Genomic DNA, 15,849 nt, shown 5'->3' with positions numbered 1-15,849 from the left:
TCTCCTATGATTCTTTTGTTACGACAATATCCGTAATCACATAACTTGCACCTACTTTTTTCAAGGTGTAGGTCTTGTACTTGCGGTTTTGTGAATCTGGATGGCTATCTGTATAATGCACGGTAAAGTCTTCATAAGTCTTGATGGTCACCACACCGTTTTCTTCAGTGACACTTTGAATATCCAAAGCTCCTGGAGTATAGTAGTCAATTTTAGCCTTTCGAACACCATCACCCGTTGTGAATTCAACCATGTCTTTGTAGGCTTGACTTTGTGTGTCATAGTATTTAGAGTAAGTGTTATTTCGATTTGAAACTGAGCTAAAGACAGCGTCGCGGTACTCTTTCAAGAACTCTTCTGCCAAGGTTCGATTTTGTTCTTCTTTGGCTGCTTGCGCTTTCTTAGCATCTTGAGCACTCTTGATGCGTTTTAAGGTATCTTTGGCTAGTTTGAGTTCGATCGGATCGTTTTCACCCTCTTCAATCGTCACCTTAGCCTTTTCAGTTGTGTAGGTTTCCCCATTCATATTGAAGACGGCATGTACTTCAATTTCTTGATAAGGGATGCTATCTACTTCAAAGGTCGTGCTGGTTCCGACTTCTTTTCCGTTAACCACAACCTTCACATCTGTTGGGTTTTCAACTTCATCTGGGAACTCAACTTCTAAATTGCGTTTTTCAGAATTCAACTGCAATTCTAAGTTGTTCTTAGTTGCTTTTTTAGGATTGAGATGGATCTTAGAAGTGACATTTCCGACTTCAGTTTTAGCAGTCAATTCCATTTCTTTTGTATTGTAATGGAAAGAACCAAGGTCTGTCACTGCATCTTTCTTCAAGGTCACGGTTTTATTGGCAGCCACTTTGAGTTTGGCTTGGTCCAAATTGGTCTTGACCTTGACTTGCACTGGATAGCTGGCCACACGGTATTCTTGGAAGATTCCAAATTTCTTGTCCGCTTTTTCCAAACCAAAGATCTTGTTTCCAGATTTATCCGTATAGCTGCCTTCTCCACCATTATCAATGATCTTGTTCAACTCTGTGCCGATATCGACCCCTTGATCTTCCATGCTAGTGATCAAGCTTTCGGCTTCATCCTTTGTCCATTTATCGTTCTCGGTTGAAAGCAGATCTGCTGCTTCACGATAATCCTTTGTATCTACTGCCTTGATGAATTTATCTGCAGTCACTTCGACACGTGTTGTAGACTGGAAGTAAAAGAAGGCTGCTACCAAAGCGATTACAAGAACAGCAAGGGCAGAAATAATCCCAATTTTCTTCTTAGAAAGTTTCTTCCCACTCTTCGTTTTAGGAGCCTTTGGTTTTTTCTGAGCTGGACTTGCCTCTGTGAAGGTTGATCCCTCAAAGACCTGCGTTTGCTCAGTAGCAAGTGGAGCCGCATACTCTTGAGTCGGCTGTTGAGGGACATACTCCTGTGTTTCTTCAGTTGAATCTGGGTTCGCAAATTCTGATTCAGGCACAGGTCCTACAAAAAACTCAAAGTTTTGACTTTTAGCCAAGGTAAATTCTTCCGCACTTGGCTTGCGGCCATAGGTTTCTTCAAAATGTTGCAACCAAGCCTGACGAGCTGCTAGAAGTGGATCGACATTCTTCACTTCTTCAACTGGTTCAACCACTGATTCCTCAACAGGAGCGACTTCCTCAGCTGGGACATTTCCTGCGATAGACTGAATTTTTTTCAAATCAAATCCACAGGCTTTCCCAGCCATAAACTCTTCTGGTGACGGTTTGCGACCGATCACTTTTTCAAATAATTCAACCCATTTCTTTTGCATGGATCTCTTCTCCCTCATTATAAAATAGGGAAAGTGGGTATTCCCACCTTCCTTTTTGTGATATGTTTAGTATCCAAAATTACCCAAGTCTCCAAAATTTGGAGTATTTGGAATAGATCCCATAATAGCTTGTTCCAAAATTTGACGATCCAAGTAAACAACAAGTCCTGCAAAGACAATTAAAATCGCAATGGATGCTACAAGCAATATGAATTTATCTGCTTTAAATTTTGTGTTGTTCAAGGCTTGGTATACTACATACAAGGTTCCAACTGTATACAAGAAGAAGATCAAGAAGTTAAGGAATCCATAGAATTCATAAGCTTTTACAAGTCCAACTAAGAAAGCAAATAGAGAAATAGGCAAGGTGTAAACAGACAAACGTCCAAACTCTTCAAATGAACGGCCGTATGAATATTCTTTATCTTGAAGAACGACACGACGGACAAAGAAACCTGCTACCTGGAAGGTATAGATATTGAAAAAAGCCATGATCAAGATGATCAGAAAGGCACGGAAATCTGCACCATAACCACCTGTAGCTCCACTAGCTGTGAAGAAAGTGCCCAAGGTCAAGACAAAAGCAGTCAAGACATACTGTAAAATTCCGTTAAGAGCTTTTGGATTTTCTACAGCTGTTGGACGTTTCAAAGCTGAAAGGAACCAATTCCAGTAACCACCAACGGCTACACCAAATTGACTTGGTTGGGCAGGATAAGGTTGTCCTGGTTGACCTTGGTAAGGAGCTTGTTGATAAGCTGCTTGAGTCGGTTGTTGGTAGGCTTGCTGTGGAGCTTGTTGGAAAGCAGGTCCATTCGCTGGAGCAACTTGAGGAGCCGGTTCTTGAACTGGAGCTGCAACTGGTTCTTCTGCAGGAGCAGCTGGCGCTGCGACAAACTCTGGAGCTTGTGGAGCTGCTACTGGTTCTTCAACAGGGGCAGTTGGTGCTGCTGGTGCTGCTGGCGCTGCGACAAATTCTGGAGCTTGTGGAGCTGCTACTGGTTCTTCAACAGGTGCAGTTGGCGCTGCAACAAACTCTGGGGCTTGTGGAGCTGCTACTGGTTCTTCCACAGGGGCAGTTGGCGCTGCAACAAACTCTGGGGCTTGTGGAGCTGCTACTGGTTCTTCAACAGGGGCAGTTGGTGCTGCGACAAATTCTGGAGCTTGTGGGGTTTCTGGAACCACTACTTCTTCTTGAAATTCTCCTGCAGCCAGTGCTTGAGCAATTTCTTCTGCACTAGCAGAACGACCATTTACGGCTTCGAAATAATCCAGCCAATCTTGTTTTGACATAATGAATCTCCTTAACTATTGTTTATACTAGGGTATTATACAAAATTTCTGAACCATTTTCAATGAAAGACTGGAAAATCCCTGCAAGATCTTTTGAAAAACATACAAATTCTACTCATTTTTAGAAATTAGTAAAGAAAAAGAGGCTGGGCAAAAACTGTCCAGCCTTTGATGTTTGATAGGAATAAGTGCAAGACGCAGTGGTTGATTGGCATCTTTGTTCGCCTTTTAAGCTCCAAAGATGACCTAATGAGGGAAACAAAGTTTCCTTTATCCACAACCTTCAACAGTCTCCCAGACTGTTGAAGCTATGCGGAGGTGGGAAGATTGAAAAGGTTTGGGGAACCTTTTCAACTTTTTTTATTTTAAGGAGTTCTTTCCCACTCCCGTTTCTTAGGATTCAAATGCATCCATGCCACCTTGGACGTTGGTCACATCATAGCCTTGCTCTTCCAAAAATTGGCAAGCACGTGCTGATCGTCGACCAGACTTGCAGATGACATAATAGGGATGATCCTTCTCTAATTCCTGGTAGCGATCTGCTAACTCAGATAAGGGAAGAAGACGAACTCCGTCTAAGTGAAGGGCATCATATTCCTCCTGCTCGCGTACATCAAGAACGTGTAAGTCTCCTTTTTGATAAGCTTGGTAAAAGCTTGAAAATGGAATTTCTTTCATGATTTCTCCTATCAGGTATGTTATGGGAGGGTTAGAATTTCATAATGAAAGCCAACAGCCTCTAAAAATCGTAACAAGTCTTGGGTTTTAATAAAGATCGTCTTTTCATTGGTATTGGGATGGAAAGTCATGATCTCCTCTGACACAATGTCTTTATCGAAATAGACTCGAATATCTTTTTCTCCATTGTTCAATAAACCAAATGGAGAAACCGTACCTGCCGGTAATTGCATTTTTTCAGCTAAAGAATCTGCTGAAGCCATGCGGATCCGGTTGGCTTCCACTTGCTCTTTGAAATCCTCCATATCCAATGGTTTCTGGTCGTCCATGATGAGCAGATAGAATTGGGTTTTCTTCTTATTGGTCAAAAACATGGACTTGGTCCGAACAGCTTCTAAGCCTTCAATGTAAGAATCGGCCTGCTCAGTTGTGAATGCAGGTGGGTGTTCCACCACGTCAAATGAAATGCCTAACTCGTCTAATTTCTCTTTAACTTGTTGATAAGGATCCATCGTCGCTCTCCTTTATTTTTGAATGATCTCTTGTACTAAGGTTTGCAATTCTGGAACCACCTCTGCCTCAAACCAAGGATTTTTAGCCATCCAGATTTGATTGCGAGGGGAAGGGTGAACGAGTGGAAAATAGGTTGGCAAATAATCTTTAAAATGGTGAACCCGTTCGGTTACCTTGCCACTAACCTTTTCATGAAGGTAGTATGCTTGGGCATATTGTCCAATTAAGAGGGTTAACTCAATATCCGGACACTCCTTGAGAAGTTGAGGGTGCCACTTTTCCGCAAATCCTTTGCGAGGTGGAAGGTCACCAGATTTCCCATGCCCTGGGAAATAAAAGTCCATGGGGATGACCGCAAACAAACCAGAATTATAAAAGGTGTCTTCGTCAACTCCTAACCATTCGCGCAGGCGGTCACCACTCTTATCCTTCCAGTAAATACCAGCTTCTTCCGTCTTCATCCCTGGAGCTTGTCCGATAATATTGATACGAGCTGTCTTTGGGGCTGCAAAGAGGGGCTCTATCCCTTTCTCTGTATATTCTTTATTTTGAGGATCTGCCATAATGGCTTGTTTAATGCTTTCAATCGTTGACATAAGTCCTCCTTCTATGGAAAAACTCAGCCAGAAAAACTGGCCGAGTAGTGGATTATTTGATTAGTTCATAGATGGCTTCTGCGTAAATAGCTGCTGCACGATAGAGATCTTCAACATCTGCGAACTCATTAGCTTGGTGCATAGTATTGACATAGTCTGGGAACATAGCACCAAAGGCAACGCCACGTTTCAAGAGACGACCAAAGGTACCACCACCGATCACTTGTTCATGTCCTTTGAGGCCAGTTTGTTTTTCGTAAACACGCAAGAGGGTGGATACCAATTCATCATCCATCGGAACATAGTGAGGTGTGTGACCATGGGCTGACAAGCTTACTGTAGCCACTCCTTCGATCTTTTCAAGGATAGCTTTGATAGTTTCAGGATCTGTACCTTGAGGGTAACGGATATTGAGGGCAATAGTGTTGTCTGCTTGGCTGTCATCAAAATGGAAGACACCTGCATTCATACTCAATGGTCCCATTTTGGCATCTGTATGGGCAATTCCTAATTTTTCACCTGCAAAATCTTCGTGAAGAAGTGAAGCTGTCACATGAAGGTAAGCCTTAGCAGCACCACCAAAATCAAATTGGTTCAACAAGAGAGCCAAGTAGGTTGCACCATTGATCCCATCTTCAGGAGTTGATCCATGAGCAGATTTCCCGACAATCGTAACGGTATAGGTTTTTTCGTCAACAGTTGAGATTTCATACTTGAGCTGGTGTTCCTTGGCAAAGGCATCTAAGAGGCCAGCAAGATCTGGTAGTTGTCCAGAAACGACTGCAGTCGCTGACTCTGGTACCATGTTTTCACGAAGGCCGCCTGTAAAGCTATGAAGATGGGCACTTCCTGTGTTGTCATTTCCAAAATGAAGGTACTCAGTGATGTTTCCTTTTTCCCCATTGATGATTGGGAATTCCGCATCTGGTGAGAAGCCAAAATCTGGCTCAGGAAGTCCGACGTGTTTGAAATAGTAATCCATGTCGCCCCAGCCTGATTCTTCATCCGTACCGACAACAAAGCGCACGCGCTTAGAAACAGGGAGTCCTAGGTCTTTAATGATCTTCAAACCATAGTAGCAGGCCATTGTAGGCCCTTTATCATCAGACGAACCACGCGCATAGAGCTTGCCATCGATAATTTCTGGTTTGTAGGGATCCGTCTTCCAACCACTACCTGCAGGCACGACGTCCATATGAGCAAAGATCCCAAGCTCTTCTTCTCCTTCACCAAAGGTAAAGTGACCGGCATAATTATCGACATTCTTGGTTTCATAGCCATCACGTTTGGCAATTTCCAAGAATTTTTCAAGAGCTTTTACAGGACCAGGTCCAAAAGGATGCTCTGCATCTGCCTTGCTGTCATCGCGTTCAGAATTGATTTCCAAGAGGCTGTATAAGTCAGCCATCATCTCATCGCGACGTTTTTCTACTTCTGCTTTAAAGTCAACTGTTGTCATGAATTCCTCCTCGATCTTCTATTTGCTAATTGGCTTAGCGTTTATCAATGATTTCGTCTACTGGTAAGCGATAGCTTGGCTCTACTTTTTCAGCCGCATAGCCAACCGTAATCAAGACTTCCGGACGGAAACGCTCTTCGATATCCAAGACTTCATTGATTTTCGATTTATCAAATCCCAAGATAATATTGGTTCCAATGCCTTGGTCTGTCAAAGCAAGTACCAAGTTCATGGCCACAAGACCAGCATTCAAAGCCAAGTAATCACTTGTTTGTTGGGCATCATAGCGCGCAAATTCAGCAGGAAGATTTTGCATAAAGTATTGCAACTGTTCGTCTGTGAAGTTTTTCACCCCACCGACACGCGCAATCTTGCGAGCCCGTTTTTGCAAATCAGTATCTGTAAAGAGGGCGATGGTCACAGGTGCTTCCATGACTTGATCGTAGTTTGCACCATAGGCTAATTTTGCCAATTCAGCATTTTTTTGACGAACGACCACAAATTTCCAAGGCTGGCTATTGTGGGCACTAGGGGCCAAGGTTGCGATCTCAATAGCAGTCCGTACATCCTTTGGATCGACCGGTTGGTCAGTGAAATGCTTGATCGCATGGCGTTTTTTATTGAGCTCTAGAAATTTCATAAGCTTCTTCCTTTTCTATTTCTGTTACCTCTATTTTAACACAAAATGAAAGAGCTTGCAGGGTTTTACAGCCTAAGATTGTGAAAAAAGAAGCAGACATTTTGAAGATCCGCTTCTTTGTTATAGGTTGAATACATAAGAGACCCATCTATGATTCATTAGAAAGATTGAAATAGGCAGCTACTTCTTTGGCATAACCGTATTTCTCAATTAAGCTAGTTAGAAGCTCGATGTTATGGCCCCGATAGTTATCCTCGCGTCTCAATTCTTCGTACATCTCAATAAAGGGGAGGCCCTTGTCCTTGGCATCTTGGAGCTCTGCTTCATAGTCATAGGCCACCTTACGAAATTGCAGGTTGGTCACCCCATCTGCTTCGACATCGATTAGCGCATACTGAGCTCTGTGGTTTTGAATTGGTTCCCAGTCAAAATAAGGCATGCCAATAGTCCCCGGATTGAGGATCTGCTGACCCTGGCTGCCATAGCGAAGCAACTGCTTGTGGACATGACCGTAGATCGCCAGATCCGTCTGGTCATCCAGCAATTGGTCAAAGTTCTCCGTCGCATTAGCTGGACGCAAATCCCCACCATAATTCTTTTCTGGCAAATTGTGGGTCAGTGAAAAGCGAATGCCATTGACCTCCTTCTTCTCTACCAATGGAAGGGATCGAAGCCAATCAATTCGCTTAGGATCCAGTCCTTCCATAAGGTACTGAGTGAGGCGAAGGAGTTGGATCTCCTGCGGATCCTCAAGTCCGTACTCGCCATCCAAGGCTTCTAAGAGACAATCGTCCCAATTTCCCCGAACAGCCGCTGTGATCGGAATCGCATCCAGCAACTCAAAAAGGTCATCTCTTCCAGGCCCAGGAAGCAAAATGTCCCCTAAAAGCCAGTATTCTGTCGCGCCTTGAGCACGCGCATCCCCAATCACTGCCTCCAGGGCTGTCGTATCTCCGTGGATATCAGATAAAATAGCGATTCGATGGTTCATTTTAAACTCCTTATGATTGGTATGATTCAGAATCCTCCGCAACTTCCATCAAGGGACTTGCTTCTTCTTGCTTTCCTTGATGGAGCTTGGCTTGCACTGCCTCCGCGACTGCTCGTGGGATGCCAACCGTGACAATCTCATCTACAGTAGCTTCTTTGATCTTGGTCAGCGACTTGAAGTGCTTCATCAGCAATTGCTTGCGTTTTGGTCCCAAGCCTTCGATCCCATCCAGCTGGGAGGAGAAGGAATTCTTAGACCGAAGCTGGCGGTGGAAGGTGATGGCGAAACGGTGGACCTCATCCTGGATCCGTTGGAGGAGGAAAAATTCCTGTGAGGTGCGCGAAAGTTCAATAATTTGGAGAGGATCGCCAAAGAGCAATTCATGGGTCTGGTGCTTGTCATTCTTTTGTAGGCCTGCAATGGGAATATCCAGCCCTAACTCTTCTTGGATCACCTGTTTAGCGATATTAACCTGGCCCTGACCACCATCGATAACGATCAGATCAGGTGGCGTCAGGCCATCCCGCATAACCCGGCTGTAGCGTCTGCGAATGACCTCCCGCATGCTGGCATAGTCATCTGGTCCGACGACGGTCTTGATCTTGTACTTGCGGTAGTCCTTTTTGCTTGGCTTCCCATTGACAAAGACCACCATGGCTGAAACTGGACTGGTCCCCATGATGTTGGAGTTGTCAAAGGACTCAATGCGCACAGGAGTTGGAATTTGCAGGAGTTTTCCAAGATTTTCAATGGCACCTTGGGTCTTTTCCATGGATTTTTCAAGAAGATTGAACTTCTGCTCCAGACTGACACGCGCATTCTTGATGGCCAGATTGACCAACTGCTTCTTCTCCCCACGCTGGGGCTTGAGGACCTTGGTATCCACTAGGGCCTTGACCGCTTCCTCATCGATATCTTGAGGGATCAGGATTTCATTGGGGATCAGGTGAGATTTCTCCTGGTAAAACTGCCCCACATAGGTCAAGAAATCCTCGTCCGGATCATTGTAGTAGGGAAAGAGGTTGACGTCACGCTCGATCAGCTTGCCCTGACGGACAAAGAAGACCTGCACACACATCCAGCCCTTGTCCACGTAGTAGCCAAAGACATCCCGGTTCTGCAAATCCTTAGCCATGACCCGCTGTTTGGTCCGCAGGGTCCCGATGGCCTGGATCAGATCGCGGTACTCGGCTGCCCGCTCAAATTCCATGTTTTGCGCAGCAGTATTCATCTTGAGCTTGAGCTCATCGATAATCTTATCATCCTGCCCCTTGAGGAAATCAGAAACCTCCTGGGCCATGCCCTTGAAATAGGACTCGTCCTTGTGGCATACTGTGTGGGCCATACATTGCCCTAAATGGTAGTAAAAGCAGACCTTGGAAGGCGGATTGGTACACTTGCGGAATGGGAAAATCCGATCCAAAAGCCTCTTGATCTCATTGGCCGCTCCCACATCTGGATAGGGACCAAAATAGAGACCACCATCCTTTTTGACCTGGCGCGTGATGATGAGGCGCGGATAACGCTCATTGGTAATCTTGATGAAGGGATAGGACTTGTCGTCCTTGAGCATGATATTGTACTTGGGCTTGTTCTCCTTGATCAGGTTGATCTCAAGAAGCAAGGCCTCAATATTGGACTCGGTGACGATAAATTCAAAATCCACAATCTCAGATACCAGCGCTTCCGTCTTAGTATCATGGCTCCCTCTGAAATAGGACCTCACCCGATTGCGAAGATTTTTGGCCTTACCCACATAGATGATGGTTCCGTTCTTGTCTTTGTGAATGTAACAGCCCGGGCTCGTCGGCAAGAGCTCGAGCTTGGATTTAATCAAGTTATTCATACTCTCTATTATAGCAAAAAAGAGAGGGGTTAGCCTCTCTCTAGTATGTTTGTATTATTGTTATCCACCTTCACCAAGTAAAAAATAATTATTAAATAGTATATCAGACCCTCATCCTCACTCCTTCATCTTCACTTGCCCTTTTTCATAGCAAAAAAGAGGGATCTAAAAGAATCCCCCCTTTGATAATACTTATCCTTTGAGATTAGCCATCTGGAAGAACGGAATCACATAAGGAACAATAGACATCAGGATAGTAAATAACACGAAGAACCAGAACCAGAAGGACGCGAGGGCACGCTGGAAAACTCCCGGTTGAGGTTTATTGGCTTGAATATAAGCCTTGATAGCTGGCCATTTAGTCGCAAGAACCACTATCATGACAATGGAACCAATAGCTAAAACACCAATTTGGAGCCAATTCGCTAGCCCCTCGTCCACATGATAGGCCACATAATGCAAGCCTTGGGAAATCACAAAATTATTGAAAATGTGATAGAAAATAGCCCACCAGATATTGTATTCAAAGGCAATGTAGCCGAAACCTAGACCAATGATACTCGCGAAAAAGAGCTGATCAAAATTGGCATGGAAGAGACCAAACAAGATAGCCGTCATGACAATGGCAAAGACCTTGCCATACCGTTCCAAGCCACGCAAGCCTGCCCCACGGAAGAAGAATTCCTCTGTGATTGGACCAAAAAAGCCAGCATACAAGAGCATAGTCCATGATCGCTCAATCGTATCACCTAGATCGGGTGTTGGAGAATGAAGGCCAATGGTCTCAAACATGCGCTCAATCATTTGTGTCATCACAGATGAAAAGACTTGAGAAAAGCCAAGAAAGGCGAGAAGAATAAAGAAGACTGAAAGAGTCATCTTACGTCCCTTGTGCTTGAGATCATATTTATAAAGGGCCTTCTTGCGATAGGCATTAAAGAGAAAGAGTCCAATGGAAATAGAGATGAGGTAGGGAATACCAGCCCAAACATTCAGGGCATTGAGTTTCTCTGTTACTTGACTTGGATCTTTTCTGAGAGAGCCTGCTATGGTCAATCCAAGGAGGACTTCCCACAGGACGGTTACCAAGGTCATTACCAAGAGATAAATAGCAAGTGTCCCAGAATACCTTCCTATATCTTTTTTAGGGTCTAATAATCGGTTGTATTGGTTCATTTCTTCCTCCTAGAAAATAGATAAAAACACGCACAGACTCCTTCGCATAAGACAAAGAAAATCAAAAAGGCATGCATAAAGTAGTCTTCTGGTAATGCAAGAATAATCGAATCCACGCGCGGATCAAAGAGCCAAGTATTGTCCCCAGCAAATAAGACTTGATGAAAGAGAGTAAAGAATTGATCAAAGCCAATTATAACAGTCATCACTGCAAGCACTACTGGTAAAACCATCATCCAAAAGAAGAGACTACGGTACAGGGCCAGGTAGCCATTTTTGACGACTGTCCGCATAAACTGGATAAAACCAGGTAGTGTGATCACGAAAACGACCGTCACTAAGTGAAATAGGTACTTGACGGCCTCAAAATGGTGCAGTCCATTTTTTGAAGAAGGAAATTGGGGCATCTTCAACACCCATTGAAAAGGATTGGTCAAATAGTTCATCAAGACATTAATATTCTTCATGATGACAGAAGCCGAAAAACCAGTTCGACCCTGGATTCCCAACCAATGGATCTCCAGTGGATAGAGGGCCCAAGCGAGAGCAATGGTAAGAAAGATTGCAGCTGACAAGATAAAGAAAAATAGGTTAATTGATTTCAGACTTTTAAGCATCAAAATCCCACTCCGCTAGACTGGCAACAACATGTGTCGGTGCGATTGGTAAGGTTGACACTTCTTCTGGTTTGGTAAAACCTGTCGTCACCAAAAGGGTTGGAATCCCATTGTCAATACCTGCACGAATATCTGTTAGGTAGTTGTCGCCAACCATAACCACTTCTTCTCTTGCAAGACCCAGGTGTTCAATGGCCTTGTCCATGATGATGGACTTTGGTTTGCCAATGATCACAGGCTCGACCCGTGTCGCTGCTTCAACAAGCGCAATCAAGGATCCTGCACCTGGCAGCAAGCCACGCTCTGTTGGAATGTTGAGGTCAGGGTTAGTCCCGATAAAGTGCGCTCCCTTTTGAATCGCCAAGGTCGCAATAGCAAACTTCTCATAGTCGACTTGCCAATCGAGGCCAATGACAACATAATCAGGTGCTTCTTCATCCATGACATAACCAGCTTCTTCGATGGCATCTTTGAGCCCCGCTTCGCCGATCACATAGACCTTTTTGCCCAAATTTTGGTCATTCATGTAGTCAATGGTCGCAAGGGTAGCTGTATAGATAGTCGAAACTGGGGTTTCAATATTGAAATGAGTGGCCAGCATATCCCGAACAGTCTCTGGTGTGCGGGTTGTATTGTTGGTCACAAAGAGATAGGGAATCTCACGCGCCTGCAGTTCATGAACAAAAGCTTCTCCTGCAGGAATTCGTGATTTTCCTTTGTAAATAGTGCCATCCAAATCAATCAAATAGCCCTTATAGTGCATTTATTCTTCCCTTTCTGTTTCAGCTTTTTCATACAACTTCTCTGTATCGACTCGTCCACCAGATCCATACAAGAGCAAGGCTCCAGCATAGAGGACAAATTGTAAAATCAACCCTGTAAAATTGATCCCTTGACTTCCTGATTGGGTAAACAAGAAGGAAGCCACCATGAGAATCACAATGGTCAATAAGAGACCAATGACCGTCGCTTGGTCAACACTGATTTGATAAACCGTGCGTTTGGTGCTCCGGTTCCGGCCGTCTGACTTGGTTTCTGGTTGCAAATTCTCCACAAAATCCGTCACTAAGGTCGCAGCGAGGCTGACAGTTGTGCTAAAGAGCACGCCTTGAGACAAACGATGATAGAAATTGGACCAGAAGGATCCTGATTGGCTAGTAATCCCAATCGAGAAAATCATGACCGGTAAAAGAAAGGCCAAGGTGAAATGGATCCAGACCCGATACCAGCGCACATCTTCTTTCAAGAAACGACTAAAACTCTCTAAATTCAAGCGATAGCGGAAAAATTTATAAATTTCCTCTACCAGGATGATGACCAAAGCACAAAGAGTCAAGAGCCAATCTCCCAACATGTACAAAGGGTTCTTTTGACGCTTGGCATAGGCCACAACCCGTTTTTGATAGCTTTCAAGCTCCTGTTTTTTATTTTTTAATCTTCTACTTTCCATAAGTCCAACCCTTTTCTTCTACTTCTTCCCACTCAATTTCAGCCTGGGCATTGATCTGATCATCTGAAGTAATTTGGTGCTGAGTTTTCAAGCCCTCTTGTTCATATTGAGAGGTGATGAGACCTCCTGCTAGCACTTCTTTGACATATTTCAGATGAACTTTTTTAGGGACATGATGGGTCAAGAAGTCTGCTCCCATCACCTCAAAAACCCAGTCCAAGTACTTGCTATTGTTGACATGTCCGTTCATATCCAAGTCGTAAAAACGAACCCGGTATTCTTGTTCTACGCCCCCTTCTAATTCCTTAAAACGTGGACCACGGAGCATGGTTTTTGAAAACTCTGAGTCAAAGGCATCCGTGATTTCACTCATAACAGGATGAACCTTGCGTGTATCACGATCCATCAAGACAAAGGTCGCGACCATCTCAATGATAGTATTTCCTGCTTCATCCTTGATATTAAAGGCCCGGTAGCAGAAAAGTCGATTGTGACTCTTGGCATAGGTTTCAATAGTGATTTTCTCATCAAAAACAGGGAGACGCTCGATCTTCATATTGTAATCCGTGATAATCCAGACTAGATTGTAATTCTCTAGAATGTACATATCACTCATGCCCAGCTCAATCGATTGCATGCCTGATACCTGCAAAGACAGCAAGATCAATTGCGGAATTTTTATAAATCCATTGACATCGCTCATATCAAACGGAATTTTCATGCTGTATTCAAATGTTTTTGCCATTTTCTACTCCAAAATAAACTTCTCTGCTACAGTGTCTCCTAAAAAGAGACCTTTCTTGGTCATTCGTACAATGTCCTTGTCAGGGACCAAAAGGCCCTGCTGGATCAATTTCTCAACCACTGATCCATATTGTTGGTCAAAATTCACACCAAACTTTTCTTCGAAACGCTTCTTGGAAACGCCTGTTTTCTTACGCAGTCCCAGAAACATCTCTTCTTCCATCATTTCAGTCTGACTCAAATGTTCTTCTTGGACACGCGCATTGCCCTCGTCAACAGCCTGCATATAGTGACGGATAGGCCCATGATTCTTGTAGCGGATCCCATTGACGTAGCCGGATGCACCAGCTCCCAAGCCATAATACTCCGCATTATCCCAATACATGAGGTTGTGGCGACTTTCAAAACCAGGTTTGGAGAAATTGGAAATTTCGTAATGCTCAAAGCCCGCACGCTCCAACTCCTGAATGATGTATTCAAACATCTCCGCTTCTAACTCCTCTTTAGGTAGAGGAAGCTTGCCCCGTCTCATGCGATTCATAAAGACCGTGTGATTCTCCAGAATCAAACTATAGAGACTCATATGGGGAATGTCGAGGGCAAGAGCCTTAGCGACATTTTCCTGGACCTGCTCCATAGTTTGCGTCGGAAGGGCATAGATGAGGTCGATCGAAATATTGTCAAAACCAGCCAGCTTCAGACGATCGATATTGTCATAGATATCCTGCTCCTGATGGCTCCGACCAATCTTCTTTAGCAAGCGATTATCAAAGGTCTGTACGCCCAAAGAAACCCGATTAACCGGTGAATCCTTCAAAACAGCAATCTTATCCGGATCCAAATCACCAGGATTGGCCTCGATGGTCAACTCCTCCATCTGAGAAAGATCAAGTGACTTGGTCAGCTCCTTGAGCAGATACTCTAGCTGATCCGCAGTTAAGGCTGTCGGTGTCCCACCCCCAATATAGAGAGTCCGTAAATTTGTGATTTCTTCCCGACGAAATTCTTGGATCAAATGATCCAAATAAGCATCGACCGGTTGGTTCTTAATAAAAACCTTCGAAAAATCACAATAAAAACAAATCTGGGTACAAAATGGGATGTGGACATAAGCGGACGTTGGTTTTGTATGCATACTTTTAATTATACCATAAAATGGCCTAAAACTGATGGTAAAAATAGGGGTAAAGATGGCTCAAAATAAGAAAAAAACCGAAACAGGTTGACCCATTTCGGTTCTCATTCTTTCGTCTATTTTCCCAATTCTTGGGTGCGTTTGTAGGCTGCTTCCACTCCTGCAATGATGTCGCCCCGCAAGCCGACTTGTTCTAAGCGGTTGACTCCTGCGATGGTAGAGCCACCTGGGCTACAAACTGCATCTCGCAAGCGGGCTGGATGTTCGCCTGTCTCTAGGACCATTTGACTAGCGCCGTGGAAGGTCTCGGCAGCCATCTTCAAGGCTTGCTCTCGTGAAAGTCCCAAGCTTACTCCTGCATCTGCCATGGCTTCAATCATCTGATAGACAAAGGCTGGTCCACAGCCTGCGACAGCCGTTGCAGGATCCATCAATTTTTCTTCAATTTCGTAGAGGGCCCCTGCTCCTGATAAGAGCTGGTTGACTTGAGCTACTTGCTGGTCTGTCACTGCTTGGGAGCGGGCCAGACTGATGACTCCTTGACCAATGGCCACAGGCGTATTGGGCATGATGCGAATGAGTCCTAGCTGGTCGTTCTGGATCACGTCAGCCATCTTTTCTAGTTCCAAACCTGCAGCCATGGAAACCAGTAAGAGATTAGAGCGTTGGGCCAAGATGCCCTGGTACTCTTCTAAAAGAGGGCAGATCTGATAGGGTTTGACCCCTAAAAAGATTACTTCAGCTTCTTGAAAGACTTGTCCAAGATCAGACGCCGTTCCCCCATACTGGCTGATAAACTCTTGCACCTTTTGAGGAGAACGATTGACCAAGAGCAGGTCTTGCGCGTCCACTTCTTTTGCGACTGCTTTGGCTAGACTAGCACCCATGTTTCCAAGACCGATAAATGCTACTTTCATGA

At 44.4% G+C, this 15,849-nt stretch carries 16 protein-coding genes; all 16 read right to left on the bottom strand.

Going from position 1 to position 15,849, the window contains the following annotated elements; all coding sequences use genetic code 11:
- Positions 1-4: 4 nt before the first annotated feature.
- The 16 genes from SM122_RS01205 to proC all read right to left on the bottom strand — a co-directional run bounded on the left by SM122_RS01205 (position 5) and on the right by proC (position 15,847).
- Entirely contained in the window at positions 5-1,792 is a 1,788-nt protein-coding gene (locus tag SM122_RS01205; protein ID WP_176745944.1) for a TcaA second domain-containing protein, read from the bottom strand.
- A 66-nt stretch (positions 1,793-1,858) separates the two neighbouring features.
- Positions 1,859-3,085: a DUF6574 domain-containing protein gene (locus tag SM122_RS01200; RefSeq protein ID WP_155172031.1), complete on the bottom strand. Its 1,227-nt coding sequence runs from the start codon at positions 3,083-3,085 to the stop codon at positions 1,859-1,861.
- A 393-nt stretch (positions 3,086-3,478) separates the two neighbouring features.
- Positions 3,479-3,763, bottom strand: coding sequence for a rhodanese-like domain-containing protein (locus SM122_RS01195; protein WP_070449063.1), 285 nt, complete (start codon positions 3,761-3,763; stop codon positions 3,479-3,481).
- A gap of 20 nt (positions 3,764-3,783) precedes the next feature.
- Positions 3,784-4,275, bottom strand: a complete 492-nt coding sequence (locus SM122_RS01190; RefSeq protein WP_045759543.1) for a prolyl-tRNA synthetase associated domain-containing protein — start codon at positions 4,273-4,275, stop codon at positions 3,784-3,786.
- 12 nt (positions 4,276-4,287) lie between these two features.
- A complete protein-coding gene (locus tag SM122_RS01185; RefSeq protein ID WP_045759544.1) occupies positions 4,288-4,872 on the bottom strand; it encodes a uracil-DNA glycosylase family protein in 585 nt (194 codons plus the stop codon).
- 52 nt (positions 4,873-4,924) lie between these two features.
- On the bottom strand, positions 4,925-6,331 hold the full coding sequence (gene pepV / locus SM122_RS01180) for a dipeptidase PepV (protein ID WP_031573670.1): 1,407 nt from the start codon (positions 6,329-6,331) through the stop codon (positions 4,925-4,927).
- Between the two features lie 34 nt (positions 6,332-6,365).
- Positions 6,366-6,971, bottom strand: a complete 606-nt coding sequence (locus SM122_RS01175) for a nitroreductase family protein (protein WP_003001591.1) — start codon at positions 6,969-6,971, stop codon at positions 6,366-6,368.
- 148 nt (positions 6,972-7,119) lie between these two features.
- Positions 7,120-7,962 (bottom strand): metallophosphoesterase family protein, encoded by an 843-nt coding sequence (locus SM122_RS01170; protein ID WP_045759546.1) that lies wholly within the window; start codon positions 7,960-7,962, stop codon positions 7,120-7,122.
- Between the two features lie 10 nt (positions 7,963-7,972).
- Positions 7,973-9,808, bottom strand: a complete 1,836-nt coding sequence (uvrC, locus tag SM122_RS01165) for an excinuclease ABC subunit UvrC (RefSeq protein WP_031573664.1) — start codon at positions 9,806-9,808, stop codon at positions 7,973-7,975.
- A 192-nt stretch (positions 9,809-10,000) separates the two neighbouring features.
- Positions 10,001-10,984, bottom strand: coding sequence for a CPBP family intramembrane glutamic endopeptidase (locus SM122_RS01160; RefSeq protein WP_287300135.1), 984 nt, complete (start codon positions 10,982-10,984; stop codon positions 10,001-10,003).
- On the bottom strand, positions 10,981-11,601 hold the full coding sequence (locus SM122_RS01155) for a TIGR01906 family membrane protein (protein ID WP_324737727.1): 621 nt from the start codon (positions 11,599-11,601) through the stop codon (positions 10,981-10,983). Before SM122_RS01155 ends, SM122_RS01160 begins: the two co-directional genes overlap by 4 nt.
- Positions 11,594-12,364 (bottom strand): TIGR01457 family HAD-type hydrolase, encoded by a 771-nt coding sequence (locus SM122_RS01150; protein ID WP_003007693.1) that lies wholly within the window; start codon positions 12,362-12,364, stop codon positions 11,594-11,596. Before SM122_RS01150 ends, SM122_RS01155 begins: the two co-directional genes overlap by 8 nt.
- On the bottom strand, positions 12,365-13,051 hold the full coding sequence (locus SM122_RS01145) for a hypothetical protein (RefSeq protein WP_324737726.1): 687 nt from the start codon (positions 13,049-13,051) through the stop codon (positions 12,365-12,367). It abuts the gene before it with no gap.
- Positions 13,041-13,796: an acyl-ACP thioesterase domain-containing protein gene (locus tag SM122_RS01140; RefSeq protein WP_324737725.1), complete on the bottom strand. Its 756-nt coding sequence runs from the start codon at positions 13,794-13,796 to the stop codon at positions 13,041-13,043. The genes SM122_RS01145 and SM122_RS01140 overlap by 11 nt, the downstream gene beginning before the upstream one ends.
- A 3-nt stretch (positions 13,797-13,799) precedes the next feature.
- Positions 13,800-14,930 (bottom strand): radical SAM family heme chaperone HemW, encoded by a 1,131-nt coding sequence (gene hemW, locus SM122_RS01135; protein ID WP_324737724.1) that lies wholly within the window; start codon positions 14,928-14,930, stop codon positions 13,800-13,802.
- Positions 14,931-15,046: 116 nt separating this feature from the next.
- A complete protein-coding gene (gene proC / locus SM122_RS01130; RefSeq protein ID WP_324737723.1) occupies positions 15,047-15,847 on the bottom strand; it encodes a pyrroline-5-carboxylate reductase in 801 nt (266 codons plus the stop codon).
- Positions 15,848-15,849: the final 2 nt, after the last annotated feature.

The sequence above is a fragment of the Streptococcus gingivalis genome (genome assembly GCF_035544715.1).
Classification (GTDB): domain Bacteria; phylum Bacillota; class Bacilli; order Lactobacillales; family Streptococcaceae; genus Streptococcus; species Streptococcus gingivalis.
The sequence above is the reverse complement of the archived record's forward strand: the minus strand, read 5'-3'. Positions and strand labels throughout refer to the sequence as shown.

Coding starts and splice junctions, on each gene's coding strand:
- SM122_RS01205 (WP_176745944.1), bottom strand. CDS start 1,792: ATGCAAAAGAAATGGGTTGAATTATTTGAAAAAGTGATCGGTCGCAAA.
- SM122_RS01200 (WP_155172031.1), bottom strand. CDS start 3,085: ATGTCAAAACAAGATTGGCTGGATTATTTCGAAGCCGTAAATGGTCGT.
- SM122_RS01195 (WP_070449063.1), bottom strand. CDS start 3,763: ATGAAAGAAATTCCATTTTCAAGCTTTTACCAAGCTTATCAAAAAGGA.
- SM122_RS01190 (WP_045759543.1), bottom strand. CDS start 4,275: ATGGATCCTTATCAACAAGTTAAAGAGAAATTAGACGAGTTAGGCATT.
- SM122_RS01185 (WP_045759544.1), bottom strand. CDS start 4,872: ATGTCAACGATTGAAAGCATTAAACAAGCCATTATGGCAGATCCTCAA.
- pepV (WP_031573670.1), bottom strand. CDS start 6,331: ATGACAACAGTTGACTTTAAAGCAGAAGTAGAAAAACGTCGCGATGAG.
- SM122_RS01175 (WP_003001591.1), bottom strand. CDS start 6,971: ATGAAATTTCTAGAGCTCAATAAAAAACGCCATGCGATCAAGCATTTC.
- SM122_RS01170 (WP_045759546.1), bottom strand. CDS start 7,962: ATGAACCATCGAATCGCTATTTTATCTGATATCCACGGAGATACGACA.
- uvrC (WP_031573664.1), bottom strand. CDS start 9,808: ATGAATAACTTGATTAAATCCAAGCTCGAGCTCTTGCCGACGAGCCCG.
- SM122_RS01160 (WP_287300135.1), bottom strand. CDS start 10,984: ATGAACCAATACAACCGATTATTAGACCCTAAAAAAGATATAGGAAGG.
- SM122_RS01155 (WP_324737727.1), bottom strand. CDS start 11,601: ATGCTTAAAAGTCTGAAATCAATTAACCTATTTTTCTTTATCTTGTCA.
- SM122_RS01150 (WP_003007693.1), bottom strand. CDS start 12,364: ATGCACTATAAGGGCTATTTGATTGATTTGGATGGCACTATTTACAAA.
- SM122_RS01145 (WP_324737726.1), bottom strand. CDS start 13,051: ATGGAAAGTAGAAGATTAAAAAATAAAAAACAGGAGCTTGAAAGCTAT.
- SM122_RS01140 (WP_324737725.1), bottom strand. CDS start 13,796: ATGGCAAAAACATTTGAATACAGCATGAAAATTCCGTTTGATATGAGC.
- hemW (WP_324737724.1), bottom strand. CDS start 14,930: ATGCATACAAAACCAACGTCCGCTTATGTCCACATCCCATTTTGTACC.
- proC (WP_324737723.1), bottom strand. CDS start 15,847: ATGAAAGTAGCATTTATCGGTCTTGGAAACATGGGTGCTAGTCTAGCC.